The organism is Rhodopseudomonas infernalis (assembly GCF_022271405.1).
GTDB classification, from domain to species: Bacteria; Pseudomonadota; Alphaproteobacteria; order Rhizobiales; family Xanthobacteraceae; genus Rhodopseudomonas; species Rhodopseudomonas infernalis.
The window spans coordinates 58304-78747 of record NZ_JAJNAL010000002.1 but is presented as its reverse complement, the minus strand read 5'-3'; the positions used below and the strand labels follow the sequence as shown (position 1 = coordinate 78747).

Annotated in this window: 15 protein-coding genes; 14 read left to right on the top strand and 1 reads right to left on the bottom strand. The window is 64.5% G+C overall.

Annotation, left to right across the window (positions count from 1 at the left end; genetic code table 11):
* From LPW26_RS02060 to LPW26_RS02000, 13 genes are all read left to right on the top strand, one after another.
* On the top strand, positions 1 to 1773 hold the full coding sequence (locus LPW26_RS02060) for an IucA/IucC family protein (RefSeq protein WP_238732869.1): 1773 nt from the start codon (positions 1 to 3) through the stop codon (positions 1771 to 1773).
* Positions 1757 to 3490: an IucA/IucC family protein gene (locus LPW26_RS02055; protein WP_238732580.1), complete on the top strand. Its 1734-nt coding sequence runs from the start codon at positions 1757 to 1759 to the stop codon at positions 3488 to 3490. Before LPW26_RS02060 ends, LPW26_RS02055 begins: the two co-directional genes overlap by 17 nt.
* Positions 3487 to 4758: an AMP-binding protein gene (locus LPW26_RS02050; RefSeq protein WP_238732579.1), complete on the top strand. Its 1272-nt coding sequence runs from the start codon at positions 3487 to 3489 to the stop codon at positions 4756 to 4758. Before LPW26_RS02055 ends, LPW26_RS02050 begins: the two co-directional genes overlap by 4 nt.
* Positions 4755 to 6065, top strand: coding sequence for a DUF6005 family protein (locus LPW26_RS02045; protein ID WP_238732578.1), 1311 nt, complete (start codon positions 4755 to 4757; stop codon positions 6063 to 6065). Before LPW26_RS02050 ends, LPW26_RS02045 begins: the two co-directional genes overlap by 4 nt.
* 80 nt (positions 6066 to 6145) lie before the next feature.
* Positions 6146 to 7051, top strand: a complete 906-nt coding sequence (locus LPW26_RS02040; RefSeq protein WP_238732577.1) for a siderophore ABC transporter substrate-binding protein — start codon at positions 6146 to 6148, stop codon at positions 7049 to 7051.
* Positions 7048 to 8025 (top strand): ABC transporter permease, encoded by a 978-nt coding sequence (locus tag LPW26_RS02035; RefSeq protein WP_238732576.1) that lies wholly within the window; start codon positions 7048 to 7050, stop codon positions 8023 to 8025. The genes LPW26_RS02040 and LPW26_RS02035 overlap by 4 nt, the downstream gene beginning before the upstream one ends.
* Positions 8018 to 8968, top strand: a complete 951-nt coding sequence (locus tag LPW26_RS02030) for an iron chelate uptake ABC transporter family permease subunit (protein ID WP_238732575.1) — start codon at positions 8018 to 8020, stop codon at positions 8966 to 8968. The genes LPW26_RS02035 and LPW26_RS02030 overlap by 8 nt, the downstream gene beginning before the upstream one ends.
* Entirely contained in the window at positions 8965 to 9723 is a 759-nt protein-coding gene (locus LPW26_RS02025; RefSeq protein ID WP_238732574.1) for an iron ABC transporter ATP-binding protein, read from the top strand. Before LPW26_RS02030 ends, LPW26_RS02025 begins: the two co-directional genes overlap by 4 nt.
* Positions 9724 to 9913: 190 nt before the next feature.
* Positions 9914 to 10903 carry a FecR family protein gene (locus LPW26_RS02020; protein ID WP_238732573.1) on the top strand — a complete coding sequence of 330 codons (990 nt, stop codon included), beginning with the start codon at positions 9914 to 9916 and terminating at the stop codon, positions 10901 to 10903.
* Positions 10904 to 11001: 98 nt separating this feature from the next.
* On the top strand, positions 11002 to 13260 hold the full coding sequence (locus LPW26_RS02015; protein WP_406676826.1) for a TonB-dependent receptor: 2259 nt from the start codon (positions 11002 to 11004) through the stop codon (positions 13258 to 13260).
* A 137-nt stretch (positions 13261 to 13397) separates the two neighbouring features.
* The gene (locus tag LPW26_RS02010) at positions 13398 to 13883 is read left to right on the top strand and encodes a GNAT family N-acetyltransferase (RefSeq protein WP_238732571.1); all 486 of its coding nucleotides are present in this window, start codon (positions 13398 to 13400) and stop codon (positions 13881 to 13883) included.
* A gap of 152 nt (positions 13884 to 14035) precedes the next feature.
* The gene (locus LPW26_RS02005; RefSeq protein ID WP_238732570.1) at positions 14036 to 16354 is read left to right on the top strand and encodes a TonB-dependent receptor; all 2319 of its coding nucleotides are present in this window, start codon (positions 14036 to 14038) and stop codon (positions 16352 to 16354) included.
* Positions 16355 to 16468: 114 nt separating this feature from the next.
* Positions 16469 to 16771 (top strand): DUF2218 domain-containing protein, encoded by a 303-nt coding sequence (locus LPW26_RS02000; RefSeq protein WP_238732569.1) that lies wholly within the window; start codon positions 16469 to 16471, stop codon positions 16769 to 16771.
* Between the two features lie 35 nt (positions 16772 to 16806).
* On the opposite strand, the gene LPW26_RS01995 is transcribed toward LPW26_RS02000, so the two are convergent.
* Positions 16807 to 18513 carry an ABC transporter ATP-binding protein gene (locus LPW26_RS01995; RefSeq protein ID WP_238732868.1) on the bottom strand — a complete coding sequence of 569 codons (1707 nt, stop codon included), beginning with the start codon at positions 18511 to 18513 and terminating at the stop codon, positions 16807 to 16809.
* 594 nt (positions 18514 to 19107) lie between these two features.
* Here LPW26_RS01995 and LPW26_RS01990 point away from each other — a divergent pair.
* On the top strand, positions 19108 to 20295 hold the full coding sequence (locus LPW26_RS01990) for an acyl-CoA dehydrogenase family protein (protein ID WP_238732568.1): 1188 nt from the start codon (positions 19108 to 19110) through the stop codon (positions 20293 to 20295).
* Positions 20296 to 20444: the final 149 nt, after the last annotated feature.

Genomic DNA, 20444 nt, shown 5'->3' with positions numbered 1-20444 from the left:
ATGCGAGAAGTCGCTGAACGCGCGACATTCCAGAGCTTTGCCAATTGCTATTTGCGCGAGGTCGACCCGGGCGTGCCGTCTGCGCATCAGCCGGAATGCGGCGGTGCGCTTGTCGACTACATCGAATGGTCCTGCGCCGCCGCCGCCGCATCGCTTCGTGCCGAAGTCGAACGGCATTCGCTGTGTGGGCCGCTTCGCTTCGGGCGGGTCTTCGTCCGCCGGGCGCAGGAGAATGACTGGCGCGAGATCGCCCCGCTGCGCGCGCTCTATCTCATGGTGCAGGAATGCTACGCCGGCATGGGCGCGGAACGGGCAGATGCGTTGCGCCACGAGGAGGCAGGACTGCTGGGGCGCGTGCTGACGAGCTACCATGGTATGGCCGACGGCCTGGAAGCGGCGGCGGGATGCGGTGGGCTGAACTTCATCGACTGCGAGCAGAGCCTGATATTCGGGCATTGGTTGCATCCGACCCCCAAGAGCCTTCAAGGCATCACGGACTGGCAGCGGCCAACCTATGCGCCCGAGCACCGCGGGCGCTTCCCGCTTGTTTTTTTCGCCGCCGACGCGGCGCTGATACGGCAGGATGCCGCGCCGGGCTGTTCGCTACCCGAGATTCTGGAAGCCCTGATTGCGCCGGACCAACGTCCCCGGTTACGTCCTGGCGAAGTGTTGATTCCGATGCATCCGCTGCAAGCCGAGGCGCTGATGCTGGATCCCGCGATTGCGGAGCTGACCGCCACGGGACGGTTACGCTGCCTCGGTCCGATCGGCACCTGTTTCTCCCCCACCTCCTCGGTCCGGACGCTCTACAGCGCGGATGTGCCGTGGATGCTGAAATTCTCGCTGCCGGTGCGGATCACCAATTCGTTGCGCGTGAACCGCATGTCCGAGTTGGAAGCAGGCGTCGCCGTATCGCGCCTGTTCGCGCGAACGGACATTCTCGCGCGCCATCCGCGCTTTCGCCTGATCCGCGATCCCGCCTATGTCACGCTCGCACTGCCGGATCGCACGGAGAGCGGCTTCGAGGTCATCTTCCGTGAAAACCCGTTCACGCGAGGATTCGAAAACAACGGCGTCACGATCGCAGCCTTGACGGCCGATCCGCCGCCGGGCACGCACTCCAGGCTCGAGCGGATCATCCGCGGACTCGCCGCGCGCAGCGGCGATTCGATCGTGGAAGCCGGCAGGCGTTGGTTCGCGGCCTATCTCGATTGCGCACTCGATCCGCTGGTCCGGATCTACGACGAACTCGGCGTGGCGTTCGAGGCGCATCAGCAGAACGGACTGCTCGATGTCTCGGCCGGCCTTCCGAGCGCGTTCTACTATCGCGACAATCAGGGTTTCTATTTGTCGAACGCGCATCGCGACCGCCTCACGGCGCTGGCGCCGGAGACCGCCCGCATTGGCGGGCTGTATTTCGACGACTGCTTGATCCAGGAACGCTTCGGCTACTACTTGATCGTCAATCAGGTCTGCTCGGTCATCGCGCGCATGGGCCAGGACGAATTAGTCGCCGAAGAGGCACTGCTCGCCGTGCTCCGCGAGCGACTGGAGCGCCTCGCGACCGAACTCAACGGCGTCGGCGGCGAATTCGCGGCGAGTTTTCTCAGCCGGCCGACCGTGGCCGCCAAGGCCAATCTGCTCACGCGAATGCTCGACATCGACGAGCTGGAGGGCGAGGACGGCCGGGCGATCTATGTGCAATTGCCCAATCCATTGTTCACGGGGCGCCGCGCCGCGCGGCGGGGAGGCATCCGTGCCGCTGCCGTTTGATATCGTCGACCGACCGGACGAACGCGTGGTCCGTCAGCTCGCTGCGGCGGCGCTCTACGAGAACCTTTTCGGACGGTTCGACCTGACCCATCGCGACACGCGTAGCTTCGAATGGTATATCGATGGTCGTGCCTGGCGGGCACGGGGCCGTCTCGGAGCCTTTGGACGCCCGCGGCTCGAACCCGGAACGGTCGCCTGGCGCGGGGACCGCGACTGGCGGCAGGCGTCGATCGACGATGTGGTCGCGGCCCTGCCGGGCGCAGAGCATGACCGAATCCGGCTCGGCCGCGAGCTCGCGCAGACCGAAGCCCTGATGCGCTGGAACAAGCAACATTTGCCGCACCGCGACCGACGCCAGCTGGCCTTCTCTGAACTCGACGCAGCGATTGACGAGGGACATCCCTACCACCCCTGCTTCAAGTCGCGGACCGGCTTCAGCGAAGCCGACCACCGCGCCTACGGACCGGAAGCCGGCAACACATTCCAGCTCGTCTGGCTCGCAGTCGCGCGCGATCTGCTGCATCTGTCGCTGCCGGAGCGTGAAGATCTGTTCTGGGAGCGACAGATCGGCGCCCAGTGGCGGCAGCTCCTTCGCGCGCGCGCCGCTGCGCTCGGCCTCGACGAGCGCAATTTCGGCCTGATGCCGATCCATCCGTGGCAATGGCGCAACCTGGTCGAAGATCGATTGAAGCCCCTGATTCAGTCCGGGCGCGTGTACGAGCTGGGGCCGGCGGGAGATCCCTATCGCGCCAGCCAGTCGGTGCGCTCACTGAGCAATGCGCGCGACCCACGCGCGAGCGGCATCAAACTCGCGATGAACATCGTCAACACCTCGACGCGCCGCACGATCGAACCGCATTCGGTCGGCACCGCCCCGGTTCTGTCGCATTGGCTCGGCGAAGCCGTGAGCCGCGATCCCCTGTTCGGGGATCGTTACCGGCTCGACATCCTGCGCGAACATGCCGGCGCGATCGTGGACCGCGACGGACCGCTCGGCGGGCAGATCGCGGCGATCTGGCGCGAGAGCGTCGAGAGCAAGCTCGCCGAGGGCGAGGCCGCGGCGCCGTTCAACGCGCTGATGGCGGTGGAGACGGATGGACGGCCATTCATCGAGCCGTGGCTGCTCCGCTACGGCATCAAGCAATGGATCGAGCGCTTCATCGCCGTCGCCGTGCTTCCGGTCTGGCGGCTCCTCGTCGTCCACGGCATCGCGACCGAAGCGCACGGGCAGAACATGGTGCTGGTTCATCGCGACGGTTGGCCCGAGCGGCTGATCCTGCGCGATTTTCACGACAGCCTGGAGTACGTACCGGGATTCCTGGCCAATCCGTCGCTGGCACCGGATTTCGAGACGCTGAACCCCGAGTATCGCAGCGCGCAGCCCAATCAATACTACTGGATGCAACGCCCCGAGGATTTGCGCGACCTGTTCGTCGACTGTCTGTTCGTGTTCAACCTCTCGGAAATCTCGCATCTGCTGCAGAGTTTCTACGGCCTGAACGAGGGCGCATTCTGGTATCGCGTGACCCAGCGCCTCCTTGCCGATGCTGCCGAGCACAGGCTCGAAGCCCGGGTCGCCCGGCTCGGCTTCGGCACGCGCGAAATCTCCACCGAGAGCCTGCTCGCTCGCAAGCTCGGCCTGAACGGCCCCGATTTTCAGCACAAGGTCCCGAATGCGCTCGCGGGCCTTTCGCGAATGGCACGGGAGCACGCATGATCCGTATCGACGACCGACATTACGATGGCGCGCTGCTGGAGGCCATGCGCGAACGCGCGGCCCTCGCCCTGGGAGTCGCGGAGCGCGCTGGCCTCAGCTACGCATTGTGCCTGTCCGACCCCGCTGAATTCCTGGCGAGCTTCTTCGCCATCCGCGATGCCGGGGCCAGCGTATTGCCGATCCACCCTTCGACGCCGCGCGCCGCGGCGCGCCGGCTGGCGAACAGCATCGGCTGTCACCGGCTCGTCTGCGACGATTTCACGATCGAAGATCTCGCTGGCGGCGACACCGCTCCCGGGCGTTTGCTGCAGACGACTTCCGGCACCACCGGCGAACCGAAGCGGATTGCCAGGAGCTGGGCCGAGATCGGGCGCGAGATCGAAAGCTACGTCTCGTCGTTCTGCGAACCGGAGGACATGACGCCCGTGATCGCCTGCCCGGTCACGCATTCCTACGGACTGATCTGCGGCCTGCTGGTCGCGCTCAGGCGCGGGCAGGTGCCGCATCTTCTCGGCACGGGCAATCCGAAATTTCTCATCGCCCGCCTGCGCGAGACACACCGGCCGCTGCTGTACTCATCGCCCGCGATGCTCCATACGATCGCCCGCCTGCTGCCGGCGGGCGAAACGATCTTCGCCGCGATGACCTCGGGCACGCTCCTGCCGGAGAACTGGTTCGCGACGATCCGCGCCCGCACCACGCATTTCTTTCAACAATATGGCTGCTCGGAAGCGGGATGTATCGCGATCAATCCCGACCTCGTCGTCGCCGATGACATGGGACGCCCGTTGCCACATCTGTCGATCGAGACCGGCACGGCAGATGCACCGCGCGAGATCGTGCTACGCGCGGGCGAGCGCGAGATTCACACCGCCGATCTCGGCTACCTGAAGGCCGATGGCACCCTCGTCTTCGTCGCAAGGCTCGACGATACGATCAACATCTCCGGTCTCAACGTCTATCCGCGAGAGGTCGAGGATGTGGTGATGGCGATGCCGGGCGTGACGGATGCGGTGGCTTTCCGCAAGCTCGACCCGTTCGCGGGCGAACGGGTCGCCCTCGCCTTCAGCGCCGAGCACGCCGTCGCGCCCGCGAGCCTGCGCGCATGGTGCACGCAGAACCTCGCCGCACACCAGGTGCCGATGGAGGTGGTCCGCGTCGCCTCCGTGCCGCGGCAGGCGAACGGCAAGATCAACCGGCGCGAGATCGCGCGCCTGTATGCCGAGGGTCGGCTCGACCAGCAGACCGTCGCAGGGGCCACAGCATGACCCGCGACGATGTCGTTGCCGCAATCCGCGCCGTGCTCGCCGAGCAGATGGACAACAAACATCTCGACGGCTTCGGCCCGCAATCGCGGCTGAACGCCGATCTGTATCTGGACTCCGTGCTGATGCTGAACCTGTTTCTGCATCTGGAGCTGGACCATGGCCTTCCGGCACCCGACGAGATCGTCGCGGGTTCTGATATCGAGACGGTCGGCGACCTCGCCGCCCTGCTGGCCGACCAAGCACCGGATCGTCCAGACGCGACGGCCGCGGGAGAGACGACCGAGCCCGACGTGCACGGCGAGGTCTATCACGACATCAAGGTCCACTGCTTCGTCTCGTGCCTGTGCGATGCAGTGAAAGCGGCCGGGCTCGATCATCGGCCGATGTACTTCAGCATCTGGGACGCGGACTTCGCCGTCTCCGAGCGATACCAGTTGCTGTATCACACGCCGCAGATCAGCCACGACGTCTTCCGCCGCTGGTTTCAGCGGCTCTACGGCGTGGAGATCATCGAATGGTACGACCATTCGAAGCCGAAGCAGGCCAATCTGGACAAGCTTCTCGACCTGATGGCCGCGCACCGGACCACTGACAGCGTGATGGTGATGCTGGACATGTTTCACCTGCCCGAGCGGGAGAACAAGTTCAACCAGAACCCCTTCCCGCACTATCTCATCGTCGAGCCGACCGAAGATCCAGAGGTCTGGCAGGTGCGCGATCCGGACTTTCGCTGGGAGGGTCCGATCGCGCGCGATCGCCTACTCCACGCGGTCGCGCAGCCGAGCGTCGCGGGCGGCTATGTGTTCGATCGCCGCGCGGTGAAACGGCCCGCGGACGCGGACATCCGCGACTTCTTCCGCGCCTGCTTCATTGCCGACGACAACCCGTTGCTCCGCCGCGTGCGTGAGATCGTGACGGCCCATGTCGAAGGCCGCGACGGCCTCGGCGTGCACGGCCTCGACACTGCGTTGCGCGAATTGCCGGTGATCTCGATCCGTAAATGGGCCTATGAGCACGGCTTCGCTTTCTTCTGGCGTGCGCTCCGCCTGCCGAACGGCGAGTTCTTGCAGTGGTGCGACCGGATCGAGGAACTGGCGCTCGGCCTCAAAGGCCTGCACTTCCTGATTCTGCGACTGGCACAGACCGACGATCATTCCGACGCTGCGAAGGTGTTCGCGACGCTGGACAGGCTCGACGCGCTCGAGACCGCGATCAAACTGCGGCTGCACGCGGTGTTTCTCGACTGGTGTGACGACCAGGGCCGGCCTGCCGCATCGTCGCTCGACAATCGATTGGCGGCAGAATGAAGCTCTTGATCCGCACAGTCGGCTGCTCGGATCATCGGCCCGCGCCGGGCTTCCAGCCGTGCTCCCTGCAAAGGTCCTCGATGTTCATGATCCGACTAATCGCCATTCTGGCCGCCCTCGCCCTTCCGGCGGCCGCCTTCGCTCAGGCCGTCGAAATCCAGACGGCGCAGGGCATCGTCGCACTCCCGGTCAAACCCGAACGCGTCGCCGTGTTCGATATGGCGGCGCTCGACACGCTGGATCTGCTCGGCGTCAGGCCCGCGGGTGTGCCGGATCGAGTGTATCTGCCCGAATTGAAGAAAGCCGCCGCCGGCGCGGAAGTCGTCGGCACCTTGTTCGAACCGGACCTCGAAGCGCTGAGTGCCCTCGGCCCGGATCTCATCATTCTGGGCGGACGCTCCTCGCCGAAATTGAAGCAGACCTCGCGCATCGCACCGACCATCGACATGTCGATCGACGGACAGGATCTGATCAGGGACGCCGAAGCGCGCCTCGACGCCTATGGCCGCCTGTTCGGCCGCGAGGAGACGGCACGCAAGGCGCTGCAGACATTCGAGGCCGCCATCGCCGCGGCGCGCGATGCGGCAAAGGACAAGGGACGCGCGCTGATCCTGATGACGAACGGACCCAAGATCTCGGCCTTCGGCGTCGGGTCGCGGTTCGGCTGGCTTCACAGCACGCTCGGCATCGAACCGGCCGTGACTGCGATGAGCCCCGGAATACACGGCGAGGCGGTCTCCTTCGAATTCGTCCGCAAGGCCGATCCCGACTGGCTGATCGTGGTCGATCGCGCGGTCGCGATCGGCGCCGGCGACAGTCAGGCCCGCGCGACGCTCGACAATGAACTGGTCCGCAGCACCAAAGCCTGGACGCGCGGTCGGGTGATCTATCTCCCCGCTGCCGATCTCTACATTGCGGGAGGCGGCATCCAGGCCATGACCCGCGTTCTCGCGGCCGTCACCCGCGGTTTCTCGGCCACGCAATGATGCCCGTCGAACAGGTGGTCGCTCGCCCGGTCAGCGCAGCCGCACTTCTGATCCTGGCGGGGCTGTTCATCACCAGCCTGTTCGTGGGGGTCGGAGAGGTCTCGGTTCTCGACGCGTTCTCCAACTCCGATGCGCTATATCTCATCGCGGCGAGTCGCCTGCCGCGAACGCTCGCCGCCGTGCTGACGGGGGCCGGCCTGGCGATCGCGGGCCTCGTCATGCAGACGCTGGCGCGCAACCGTTTCGTCGAGCCTACGACGGCGGGGACAGGCCAGAGCGCCGCGCTCGGCATTCTGCTGGTCACGCTGTTCATGCCGTCGAGTTCGATCGCGATCAAAACCATCGTCGCCAGCCTGACCGCGCTTGCCGGCACTTCGCTGTTCCTGTCGATCGCGCATCGATTGCCGCCGACGCAGCCCTTCCTCGTACCGCTGTTCGGGCTGGTCTATGGCGGAGTCGTCGGCGCCGCGGTCACCTTCGTGGCCTGGCATGCCGACCTGCTGCAATTCGTCGAGATCTGGACCAACGGCGAATTTTCCGGCGTTCTGCGCGGGCGCTACGAACTGCTCTGGGTCTCTGCTGCCATGCTGGCGGTGACGTGGATCTTCGCCGACCGCTTCACGCTGATGTCGCTCGGGCGCGACGTCAGCATCGGCCTCGGCCTCGACTACGCCCACATGATGCAGATCGGCCTCGTCATCATATCCGTCGTCACCGCGCTCACCGTCGTGGTGGTCGGGCTCGTGCCGTTCGTCGGGCTGGTGGTGCCCAACATGGTTTCGCGCTTGATGGGCGACAACATGCGGTCGGCGATACCCTGGGTGGCGGGCAGCGGCGCCGCTCTCGTTCTGGCCTGCGACATCATCGGCCGGCTGCTGCGCTTTCCCTACGAGATTCCCGTCGGCACCGTGCTCGGCGTGGTCGGCGCCGCGGCTTTCCTCTGGCTTCTGTTTCGCAGGCCGGCCCATGCGTGATCGCGCAATGATCGTGCTGGCGGCACTCGGCCTGATCGCACTCGCATGCAGCGGCGCTTTCATGACGATCGGACTACGCGGCAATCTGGCGTTCGCGCTCGAACTACGCGGCATCCGCCTGGCCGCCCTCGTTCTCGTGGCGGTGTCTATCGCGGTCTCGACCGTGGTGTTCCAGACCGTGACGGCGAACCGGATCCTGACGCCGTCGATCATGGGGCTAGATGCGCTCTACATCTTCAGCCAGTCGCTGCTGGTGTTCGCGGTCGGCGGGCTCGGCTTCGCGTCACTCGATCCGCGTCTCAAATTCGCCGGCGAGGCCATCGTGATGGTGGCGCTCGCGGGACTCCTATTCCTGCCCCTGCTCAGGTCGCGGATGGACCTGATCCTGATGCTGCTGGCGGGCGTCACGATCGGCGTTCTGTTCCGAAGCCTGTCGTCGCTGCTCGCCCGCCTGATCGACCCCAACGACTTCGCCCTGCTGCAGAGCGCGTCCTATGCCGGCTTCGGCAAGATCCACGGCGAGCTCCTGGTCGCAGCCGGGGTGTTGTCCGCGATCGGAATCGCGATCGCCTGGCGGATGCGCCACGTGCTCGATGTTCTCGCACTCGGGCGCGACACCGCGACGGGCCTCGGCCTCGAATGGACGCGCGTCGTCGCCGGCATGATCATGCTCGTCGCCATGCTGGTCGCCGTCTCCACCGCGCTGGTCGGACCGGTCGCCTTCTTCGGCCTGCTCGTGGTGGCTCTCGGCGAACGGCTGATCGATACCCGTCGACACGCGGTTCTGCTGCCGGTCGCGGCGCTGGTGGCGATCATCGTGCTTGTCGGCGGCCAGACCATCCTTCAGCATGGATTAGGCGGCGTATCCACGCTGGGCGTCGTCATCGAATTCGTGGGCGGCCTGGTCTTCCTCGCAATGCTTCTCCACGGAGTCCGGCGATGATCGTCGTGAAAAATGTCTCGCTCGCCTATCAGGGCGCGAAGATCCTGCGGGATATCAATCTGGAAATTCCCGAAACCGGCGTCACCGCACTGATCGGCCCGAACGGCGCCGGCAAGTCGAGTTTGCTGTCGCTGATCGCGCGGCTCCAGCCGATCCAGACCGGCTCGATCAGTGTCGACGGGCTGCCGATCGGCCACACGCCGAGCCGGGTGCTCGCGCGCATGCTGGCGATCTTGCGGCAGGACCCCGCGATCGCCAGCCGGCTCAAAGTGCGCGAGCTGGTGGCGTTCGGCCGTTTCCCGCACAACAATGGCCGCGCGACGGACGAGGATCGGGCGCTGACACAGGCCGCGCTCGAACGCTTCGACCTGACCGCCTTCGCCGACCGTTTCATCGACACGCTGTCGGGCGGACAACGGCAACTCGTGCTGGTGGCGATGACGTTCTGTCAGGGCACCCGATGGCTGCTGCTCGACGAGCCGCTCAACAACCTCGACATGTTTTATGCCCGTGAGCTGATGCGCTCCCTCCGGGAAGTGGCAGACAGCGAACGGCGCGCGATCGTGATCGTGCTCCACGACATCAATCAGGCCGTCACCTACGCGGACTACATCGTGGCGTTGAAGAACGGCGCCCTCATTGCCAGCGGCACGCCCGACCTGATCGCGAATACCGCGAGCTTGCGGCAGATCTTCGGCTATGACATGCCGGTCGAGACGTATCACGGGAAGCCGATTGTGCTGAATCACCTGTAATGAAAGGATGCCGCGGGAAAATTCCACATTGCAGCAGATCCCATCGTCGGCCCGGATCAGTCATGACGTCGCGGAGCCGGACCGACTGTTTGCAGCCATCCCCGCCTGCGCCCGGGGTCGCCGGGCGTGCGGCATAGAACAGCGGCACTTGCCTTGAGGGGCAGACGCCTGTGCGAGAGAACCTGTGGCGATGGAGTTCGCATCCGACGATAGCGAGAACCGGGAGCGGATATCGCGGGAAGCGATCGAATGGTTCGTCCGCCTGCAGAATCCTCTTGCCTCCGACGATACGCGGCGGGCTTACCGGGATTGGCTGATGGCCGACCCCGCCCATCGCGATGCATTCCGCGACGTGTCGGATTTGTGGAGCGAACTCGATCAGCCCGCCGCTCATCTGGCGGCCTCCGGCTGGCATCGCACTGCCGAAATTCCAGCGTCACCGCAGCGCGGATGGCCGAGCTGGGGGGGCAGGCTTGCCGCTGCTGCCGTCGTCGTCGTTGCACTGGCCGGCGGAATTTCCGTGTGGCGAGATCCCGGCTTGATCGACCGCGCGCTCGCCGATGTCGCGACCTATCCCGGCGAGCGGCGCGAGGTGCGCCTTGCCGATGGAACGCTGGCCTTTCTCGATGGCGACACCGCTCTCAAGACCCGGATGAACGGCGATCGCCGCGAGATCACCATGCTGCGCGGCCGGGTCTGGTTCGATGTGACCAGTGACCCTGCGCGGCCCTTCACCGTCCATGCCGGGCGTGTCGATGCTCGGGTGCTCGGCACGGCGTTCGAGGTCAATCGCGAGGCAGCCGCCGTCACCGTCGAGCGCGGCGAGGTCGCGGTATCCGATCTCGAAAGCCGGCGCGATCCGGTCAAGCTGACGGCCTGGCAACGCGTTGCACTTCGGGACGACGCGACCGGCACCCCGGTCGCCGTCGATCCGGAGCAGATGTTCGCGTGGCGCAGGGGGCTGATCATCCTCGATCGTGCTCCGCTTTCGCAGGTCGTGGAAGAGCTCGACAAGATGGCGCCTGGCCGCGTGGTCATCACCGATCCGGAGCTGAAGCGCCTGACGCTTTCGGGCACCTTTCGGACCAATGAACCGGGTGCGGTGCTGGAAGCCCTGCGAAGTGCGCTGGGATTGAGGACCCTGTCCATCCCGGGCGTCGCGACACTGATCTATCGGTAAACCTCTCCAGTATTTTTGCGGGGTTGGCCCTCCCCGCCCGTTGAACAAACGGGGGTAGCCGATCGCGTGTCCCCTGGTTCGCGGGGGACATCCGGACGATGCGGAATTTCGCAGGCGCTGCCATGCTGAGGTGCGGCGCATCGATGTATGCGATGGCGCTGGCCGTTGCCTGTGTGCCCGAAGCGTGGGCTCAGGCGGATGTCGCTTACAATTTCAATATTCCGGCCAAATCGCGTCTGTCCGCCCTCGCGGATTTCACCGCCACGACCGGAATCCAGGTCGTGCATCTGGGAGCGACCGCGATCGGCGGCAGGTCCCAGGTGGTGCACGGCCGATATCCAGCCGAGACCGCGCTCAGGACGATCCTCGCCGGCTCCGGCCTCGACTATCGCTTCACCGGACCGCGAACCGTCGCGATCGACGCCCCTGGCGGCGCCGGCGCGGTCGCCGGCGGCGGCATCGCGCTGGATACGATCAACGTGACCGGCGCAGGACAAGACATCGGCCGCGACGGCGTCAGCGAGATCAACATCACGAGCGTCGATATCGAACGCCGCAACGCGACCGACCTCAAGGGCGTGTTTCGCGGCGAGCCGAGCCTCATCGTCGGCTCCTCGCTGCCGATGTCCCAGAAGCTCTATGTGCAGGGCATCGAGGAAACCAATCTCGCGGTGTCGATCGACGGCTCGCGGCAGAACAACAAGGTCTTCCACCACAATGCGACGACGATGATCGATCCGAGCCTGCTCAAGGCCGTACGGGTCGATGCGGGCGTGGCGCCCGCCGATGCCGGCTCCGGAGCGCTCGGCGGCGCGATCGCTTATGTGACGAAAGATGCGCGCGACTTCCTGCCTGACGACGGCTTTGGCGGCTCGATCAAGTCCACGTTCAACTTCAATGGCAATACCTCGACGAACAATCTCACCTCGTACGCCCGCCAAGGCGGCTTCGAGGTCCTCGGCTCCTTCACCTACGCCAAGGGCAACGAGTTCAAGGCCGGAAACGGTGAGGAGATTCTCGGCACCGCTACGAACTTTCTGAGCGGCCTCGGCAAGATCGCCTATCAGAGCAGCGAGGGCCACCGCGTATCGCTCAGCCACGAGCAGATCCGTGACGATGCCCTACGCCCGTTTCGGGCGAACGCGGTGCAGATCTTCGGCGGGAAGCCCACGCCTTTGGTGCGCCCATACACCCTCGACCGGCAGAACACGGTCTTCACCTACACCAACGTATCCCCGGACGGTTGGTGGGATCCCAAATTCGTGTTGGGCTACAATCGCTCGAAGGTCACGGTGGACCAGTATTCGGGCGCCACGCTCGATACCTACAGCTACACAAGCGCAGGCATCAGCGACAGCCTCAACGGACGACTGGAGAACAAATTCGCCCTGTCCATCGGCGACATCGTGACCGGCATCGATTTCTATCGGGACCGGACCGAGTACATCGATCGAAGCTATCGGACGGCGGAAACGGCGGACAATATCGGCGCCTATGCCCAGGCTCGGCTGAAACCCTGGCAGCGCACCAAGCTGTCCTTCGGCATCCGCGGAGACCACCAGACCTTCAAGGGCGTCAACGGCTTCAGCTCCAGCGACCAGGGCCTCAGCGGCAACGTCGCCGGCGAATACGAGCTGACCAGCTTCCTCAGCGCCAAGGCCGGATATTCGCACGTCTGGGCCGGCGTGCCGCTTGCCGAAACTTACGTCCAGAACCCCGCCTGGATCTACGGCATCGGACCCAAGTCGACCACGTCCGATAACTACACCGCAGGTCTCGTCGCTTACTATGGCGACTTCCGCGCAGAAGCCGGCATATTCCGGACCCGAGTCAACGACGCACGCGTACCTTTGTGGGCCGCCACCCTGGCGCTGCGAGCCTTCGACGTGGAAACGCAGGGTTTCCACGTAGGCGGCACCTACAACTGGGGCAGCGGCTTCGCGCGGGTGCGGTTCGCGCGCACCGAGGCGGAAATCGATGGCCGGCCGGCCGACAGCTATCTCGGCCAGTACCTCACGGCACCGATCGGCGACGTCCTGACATTCCAATTCGCGCACACCATCGTGTCGTGGAATCTGACGTTCGGCGGCGACGTCGAAATCGTCCTCGACAATGACAAGCTCTTGGACCCCACGACAGGCATCGGCAAGCTCGACGGCTACGAAGTTCTCAATGTCTTTGTCGAGCACCGCCTACTCGCCCTGCCGTCGCTGACGCTACGTGGCGAAGTGCGGAACCTGTTCAACAGACACTACGCAGCGCGCGGCACTTACGGCCTGGAATACGGGACCGGCGTGGTGCGGCCTCTGTACGAACCCGGCCGATCCATCCTGGTCAGCGCCAAGCTCGATTTCTGACCGATGAGCGACGACGTGTACCGGGACGAGAATAGCAGGGAAGCCGCACTCGCGCTGGAGCCGCAAGCCCCGATGGATACGGCCGCGCCCCGGCGACACGCCCGTCGCGCAATCGTCCCACCAATCTGGAGATCAATATGAAGGTTACCATTCGCGCGATGCGCGGCGAGGACGCCGTCGACATCTTCGAGATCGTCAACCAGCACGCATTCCGCTTTTGGACGCTCGCCCTCCCCTATGAATCGTTCGACACCATCAAGAAATGGCTCGAGCCGCAGTCGCCGCGAGACTTGCACTTTTCCGCCGAACTGGATGGCCGCGTCGTCGGCGCGTCCGCATTACGCCCGTTCTATGGGCGCCGCGCGCATGCGGCCGAATTCTGGATCGGCGTGCATGAAGAATACGCCCGACGAGGCATCGGCTCGCGGCTGCTCTCCGCGATGATCGATACCGCCGACAACTGGCTGAATATCAAGCGGATCGAAATGACGGTGTTTACCGACAATGTCGCTGCGCTGGCTCTGTACGACAAGTTCGGTTTCGAGATCGAAGGCACTCACAAGGCCGCGACATTCCGAGAGGGCGCGTTCGTCGACGCCCATTGCATGGCGCGCCTGCGATGATCCCCATTCCGGAAAGAGGCTCGCGATGCTGGTCCAGGCGTAGGAGCCGAACACTCCCTGCAATGAACCACAACACGAACGGCCGCGGCCTCGCCGCCCGCTTCGCACTGTCTTCACACCCGCATTGAACCTGGATCGCATTGGAGCATCACATGAGAAAGCAAACTGGTCCCTTCGCTCTCTTGGTCTCGAGCCTCGGCGCCCTGACTTTTTCCGAAGCCGCGGTAGCGCAAGCGCCGTCTTCGCGCGACCCGACGACGCTCACACCGATCGAAGTCGTGCAACCGCAGGTCCGACAGCGCGCACCTGGTCGCACCGTTCGCGCATCGCCCAATCCGCGCCGGGTCGCTACGCGGCAGCGCCAGCGCGACCCGGCAAACGCCGCGCCGGTGTTTCCAGCGCCTCTCCCGCCTCAGACCGCAACCGTCGGGCAGCCTCCGGTGCCTTATGTCGGCGGCCAGGTCGCCACCGGCGCTCGGCTCGGCCTGTTGGGCAACACCTCCGTCTTCACGGCGCCGTTCAACATCACCAGCTACACGTCGAAGCTGATCGAGGATCAGCAGGCACGCAGCGTCGCAGACGTCGTCCTCAATGATCCGTCGGTCCGCAACGACGCGCCGCCTTTCAGCGAACGCGACTCGTTCTTCATCCGCGGCTTTTCGGTGACCAACCTCGACACCGCTTACGATGGCCTGTTCTACCTCGCCAACCCGCGCCGCGCCTTCCTCGAAGGCATCGAACGCGTCGAAATCCTGAAGGGCCCGAGCGCACTGCTGAGCGGCGGCACCGGACGCGTCGGCGGAACGATCAATCTGATTCCGAAGCGAGCCACCGACGAGCCGCTGACACGCCTGACCACGAGCTACATCAGCAATTCGCAGATCTGGAACCACCTCGATCTCGGCCGCCGCTTTGGCGACAACAAGGAGTGGGGCGTCCGCTTCAACGGCTCCTACCGCAAAGGCGACACACCGCTCGATCTCAACTCGGCCGAGGTCGGCGTCGCGGCTCTCGGTCTCGACTATCGCGGTGAACGCTTCCGCGCTTCGCTGGATCTGAACAGCTCGGTTCAGAACATCACGGCACCGACGTCGCTGTTCAATTCGGCAGTCTCGAACATCGTGATCCCGCCCGCGCAGAACGGCCGGATCAATACATCGAGCCGCGAGGAATTCATCGACAGCCGCTACAAGATGATCGCCGGCCGCGCCGAATACGATCTTCTGCCGGACACGACCATGTACCTCGCCGGCGGTGGCAGCCAATACAACGAAGACTTCCTTACGTCCTCGTACCGGATCACCAATGCGAACGGAACGGCCACCAACTCTCTCGCGGTTCAGCCCCAGAAACTCATGGGATACACCGGCGAGATCGGCGTACGTTCCAAGTTCCGGACCGGCGTCATCGGGCATCAACTGAACGTCTCGGCGGTCGAAGCGAACAACGAGCTCTACCGCGGCGGCGCTCTGGGCTTCACGCCCTTCAGTTACGTGACGAACATCTATAATCCCATCCGCTTGCCGCAGGGCAGCTTCCAGACCAGCGGCTTTGCCAAGTCCGACGACAGGCCGTTGCTATCGCGGCTCACCGCGCGCAGCGTCGCAGTATCCGATACGCTTTCGCTGTTCGACGACCGGCTGCTCGTGACATTGGGCGGTCGCTGGCAGGACATCCTGCTGCGAGGATTCGTGACTGCGTCGGGGCCCCTGCACGGTACGGAGTCGTCGCGCTATCAGGAGGCTCGTTTCAGTCCGGCCGTCGGCGCGGTGATCCGCGCGACCGACCAGCTGTCATTCTATGGAAACTACATCGAGTCGCTCGATTCTGGACCGACGGCGCCGGCACTTGCGAACAACCGCAATACGGTGTTTCCGCCGGTGGTCAGCAAACAGCACGAGATCGGCGCCAAGTACGATTTCGGAATCGTCGGCCTCACGGCTTCGCTGTTCCAGATCGAACAGCCGAACGCCTTCACCGATCCGAACACCAACATCTTCTCCGTCAGCGGTCTGCAGCGCAACCGCGGCATCGAGTTGAGCGCTTTCGGCGAACCGATCAAGGGTGTCCGCCTGGTCGGCGGCATCACCCTCATGGATGCCAAACTGGCTTCCACGATCGGCGGCCGTTATAACGGCAACGACGCTCCGGGCGTGCCGGTCACCGCGCTGAACCTGTACGGCGAGTACGACCTGCCCCACTGGATGGCGCCGGGCGTAACGCTGACCGGTCGCGTGATCCATACCGGCGACGTGTTCTACGATCAGGCGAACACGCAGACTGTGTCCGACTGGACCCGGTTCGACATCGGTGCGCGGTATGCGTTCACGGGCCCAACGGGCAAGCCGGCCGTGCTGCGGGCGGCGATCGAGAACGTGGCCGATACGGCCTACTATCTGTCCGCGGCTCGCGGCTATCTCGCGGTGGGCGCACCGCGGACCTACATGGTGTCAGCGACGTTCAATTTCTAGTCGCCGATCCTGAACGATGCCCCTTCGGTTCCGCCGAGGGGGCAGCCCGAATTCAGCCCGCGGATTGCGCTATGAATTCACGATGGATTCGCAGTTCGAACTCAGGAAGCATCGATGAATTTGCAGTCGGACAACGTCACGCAAAACAGCCGCGCGACCGTGAGCACGGCACATGCGAGCCGATACTTGCAGCAGCTCTGCAAGCATTGGTCGCATAAATTCGAAACCGAGTTCGATCCGGTCAAGGGCCGGATCGCACTTCCCCTGGGCGAGGCACGGCTGGAAGCCGAGCCCGCGTGCCTGGTGATCCATCTGACGGCCGCAGACGCGACCAGTCTGGCGACCCTCAAGACCGTCGTGGTCAGCCATATCGAGCGCTTCGCGTTTCGCGAGACACTTGAGTTCGACTGGGAGTAACCGAAGCTCCCGCAGCAGCGGTCGAACGCGTCGTTTTACTGCAGCACATGCAGGCTGCTGTACGCTCCGCCCCGTCGCATCAGCTCATCGTGCGTGCCCTGTTCGGCAATGCCGGTGTGATCGACCACCACGATGCGGTCGGCATTGCGGATCGTCGCCAGTCGATGCGCGATCACCAGGGTGGTGCGCCCCTTGGAGAGTTCTTCCAGCGAACGCTGGATTTCCCGCTCGGTGCGGGTGTCCAGCGCAGAGGTGGCTTCGTCGAGAATCAGAATCGGCGGATTTTTCAGGAACATGCGCGCGATCGCGAGCCGCTGCTTCTGGCCGCCCGATAGTTTGACGCCGCGCTCGCCGATCACGGTGTCGAGCCCGTCCGGCATCGCCGCGATCATGTCGTCGAGCCGGGCACGGCGCGCCGCGTCGATGATATCGGCTTCGGAAGCACCGAGGCGGCCATAGACGATATTGTCACGGATCGAGCCGCCGAACAGGAAAACGTCCTGCTGCACGATTCCGATCTGGCTGCGCAGCGACGCCAGCGTCATGTCGCGAATGTCGGTGCCGTCGATGGTGATCGAGCCCGCCTCGATCTCGTAGAACCGCGGCAACAACGAACACAGCGTCGTCTTGCCGGTGCCGGATGGTCCGACCACGGCGACGGTCTCGCCGGCGCGGATCTCGAGATCGACATTGCGAAAGACCGGGCGTTCCTTCGCGTAGCTGAAGCTGACGCCGCTGTAGCGCACCTCGCCGCGCAACGCGGTAACGCTGACGGCGCCCGGACGGTCGACGATCTCCGGCTCGGATTCCAGCAAGGCGAGATAGCGGCGGAAGCCGGCAATTCCCTTGGGATAGGTCTCGATCACCGACAGCATCTTGTCGATCGGCCGGAAGAACACGTTGACCAGCAGCAGAAAGCCGATGAAGCCGCCATTCGACAATTCGCCGCGCAAGACGAAATAGCTCCCGGCCACCATCACCACCAGCTGGATGAGACGGGTGCCCATGTAGCTCAACGAGCTGCTCGCGGCGATGATGCGATAGGCCTCGAGCTTGGTGCGGCGATAATTCGCGTTGTCGCGAGCAAACAGCCGGCGTTCGTGATCTTCGTTGGCGAACGCCTGCACGATGCGGATGCCGCCGACATTTTCCACGATGCGGACGTTGAAATCGCCGACCCGACGGTAGAGCTGCTGCCAATTGGCGGTCATCCGCGCGCCGTAGCGTGAGGTGATCCAGGCGGTCAACGGCACGACCACCGCTGTGATCAGCGCCAGCTTGGGATTGACCGCGAACATCAACGCGAACGCACCGACAAACGTCATCGCCGCGATGAACAGATCCTCCGGCCCGTGATGCGCCACTTCGCCGATCTCTTCGAGATCCTTGGTGACCCGCGCCACCAGATGGCCGCTGTTGTTGTTGTCGAAGAAGCGGAACGACTGTTTCTGCAGATGGTCGAAGGCCTTGCGCCTCATCTCGGTCTCGATGTTGATGCCGAGCTTGTGGCCCCAATACACCACCACCGCAATCAGCGCGGTGTTGGTGAGGTAAACCACCAGCAGGCCCGCAGAGGCGAGCAGGATCAGTCCCCATTGCTGGGTCGGCAACAGATCGTCGACGAACGCCCTGATCGCCATCGGAAAGCCGAGTTCGAGCAGAGCCGACACGACCGCGCAGGAGAAATCCAGAATGAACAGCGTCTTCCACGGCCGATAGTAGGCGAAGAACTTGGCGAGCATGTGCTGCGGCATGACGACTTCAGCTTCCATTGCTTCGAGACATGACAGCGTCACCGCGCGGACGCAAAGGCCGCGAGGTCGCTTTCGATCTCAACGGCCGAATCGGATCGGGACTGACGGAACTCTCTGCCCTTCCTTGCCGAGCAACGTTCGCCATCGTCCGTCGCGCTGCCGCCAACAGCGGGGCTCGTAGCCCGACGCGCATCGTCCAATCGCGAGCGCCAGAAACCTTCCGTCGGCACCATGCCCACAACAATCCGCACGCCTGCCGCCATCGGCATCCACGGTCTGAAATATGGAGGTGGGCCTGTCAGATATTGCTGAGGCCCGCGGCCAAATACGATTAGAGATCTTTGCCGCACCCCACAATCGCGCAGGCTTACAATCCATCTAAGCCCTGCGCGACACCGTCGCGATGCCCCAAGCTGTTGCTCATGCCGCCCCCGCGCCAAACCATCGCGCGACGCGCCAGCAAGCTGTGATGCGATCGTCCCGCTGGTCCAATAGGCCAATCAGATTGAGCCGCCGCGTCATGTCGCGTGCCGATCACGCTGGCTACGGTTTCAGGATCAGAGAACCCGCTGGAGATCGCACGTGGATTTTGAACTGTCGAAAGAACAACAGGAGATCAAGGCGCGCGCCGCGGCGTTCGTCGAGGAAGTCTGCCGACCGCTGGAGGACAGCTGGGGCATCGACGACTACGCCGTCGCGCACGACGTGCTGATGGGCGTGGTGGCCAAGTTCCGCGAATACGGATTTCGCGGCCTCGCCGTGCCCAAGGACGCCGGTGGGCAAGGCCTCGGGACGATCGCGAAGTGCCTCGTCTACGAGGAGATCGTCAAATCGCCCGTGATGCACGGCCTGCTGGCGACCTGGTCGGGATTTCTCGACCCGCATCCCGCACTTTACGTCGCGCCCGAATGGCAGAAGGAGGCCTATCTCTATCCGATCCTGAAGGAGGACAAGTTCTATCACATCAACATTTCCGAGCCAGGAGCCGGCTCGGATGCCGCCGGGATCGAGACCACGGCGGTGCGCGACGGCGACAACTACGTCATCAACGGCATCAAGCGCTGGGCGCCGCCGCCGAACCATCCCGGCATCATGCCGAAATATCTGCTGTGCTACGCGGTCACCGATCCCGGCAAGGGTTACGAGGGCATCAGCCTGTTCCTGGTCGACTACCCGAACCCCGGCGTGTCGGTGCTGAAGGAATACACCACGATGGCGCCGGGGACCTATCTCGGCCGCAGCTGCGACTATCAGTACAAGGATTGCGTCGTGCCGGCGAAGAATCTGCTCGGCGCCGAGGGGATGGGCTTCCGCTACATGATGGACCAGCTCAACCGCAACCGCACCGTGATCGGCGCGCGGCTCACCGGCACCGCACGCTGGGCGCAGACACAGGCGGCCAAGCGCGCCCGCGAACGCGAGACGTTCGGCAAGCCGCTGTCCGAGCGCCAGGCGATCCAGTGGATGCTCGCCGAGTCGGAGATGGATCTCGAGCAGTCGCGGCTGATGGTCTATAAGACCGCCTGGATGCTCGATCACGGCCTCGACGCCCGCAAGGAAGCCGCGATGGTGAAATGCTTCGCGCCCCTCGCCGCCTGCCGCGTCATCGATCGCGCCATTCAGATCCACGGCGGTCTCGGCGTCCTGCAGGAAAGCCGGTTCGGCCAGCTCTACTTCCAAAGCCGCATCGCCCAGGTCGCCGAGGGCACCACCGAAGTCATGAAAATGACCATCGCCCGCGAAGTCCTCCGCGACAGCATGACGGCGTGAGCTTCGCGTCTCATCGACCTGAGACGACGACTTTCTCGACTGCAAGCGTACGAGCGGCCTATCCCCGTCATGCCCGGGCTCGTCCCGGGCATCCACGTCTTGCAGTCTCGCAGCGTAGAGAGGCGTGGATGGCCGGGACGAGACCGGCC

Bases quoted from the DNA above. Each gene is read 5' to 3' on its own strand.
- LPW26_RS02060 (WP_238732869.1), top strand. From the start codon at position 1: ATGCGAGAAGTCGCTGAACGCGCGACATTCCAGAGCTTTGCCAATTGC.
- LPW26_RS02050 (WP_238732579.1), top strand. From the start codon at position 3,487: ATGATCCGTATCGACGACCGACATTACGATGGCGCGCTGCTGGAGGCC.
- LPW26_RS02045 (WP_238732578.1), top strand. From the start codon at position 4,755: ATGACCCGCGACGATGTCGTTGCCGCAATCCGCGCCGTGCTCGCCGAG.
- LPW26_RS02040 (WP_238732577.1), top strand. From the start codon at position 6,146: ATGTTCATGATCCGACTAATCGCCATTCTGGCCGCCCTCGCCCTTCCG.
- LPW26_RS02035 (WP_238732576.1), top strand. From the start codon at position 7,048: ATGATGCCCGTCGAACAGGTGGTCGCTCGCCCGGTCAGCGCAGCCGCA.
- LPW26_RS02030 (WP_238732575.1), top strand. From the start codon at position 8,018: ATGCGTGATCGCGCAATGATCGTGCTGGCGGCACTCGGCCTGATCGCA.
- LPW26_RS02025 (WP_238732574.1), top strand. From the start codon at position 8,965: ATGATCGTCGTGAAAAATGTCTCGCTCGCCTATCAGGGCGCGAAGATC.
- LPW26_RS02020 (WP_238732573.1), top strand. From the start codon at position 9,914: ATGGAGTTCGCATCCGACGATAGCGAGAACCGGGAGCGGATATCGCGG.
- LPW26_RS02015 (WP_406676826.1), top strand. From the start codon at position 11,002: ATGCGGAATTTCGCAGGCGCTGCCATGCTGAGGTGCGGCGCATCGATG.
- LPW26_RS02010 (WP_238732571.1), top strand. From the start codon at position 13,398: ATGAAGGTTACCATTCGCGCGATGCGCGGCGAGGACGCCGTCGACATC.
- LPW26_RS02005 (WP_238732570.1), top strand. From the start codon at position 14,036: ATGAGAAAGCAAACTGGTCCCTTCGCTCTCTTGGTCTCGAGCCTCGGC.
- LPW26_RS02000 (WP_238732569.1), top strand. From the start codon at position 16,469: ATGAATTTGCAGTCGGACAACGTCACGCAAAACAGCCGCGCGACCGTG.
- LPW26_RS01995 (WP_238732868.1), bottom strand. From the start codon at position 18,513: ATGCTCGCCAAGTTCTTCGCCTACTATCGGCCGTGGAAGACGCTGTTC.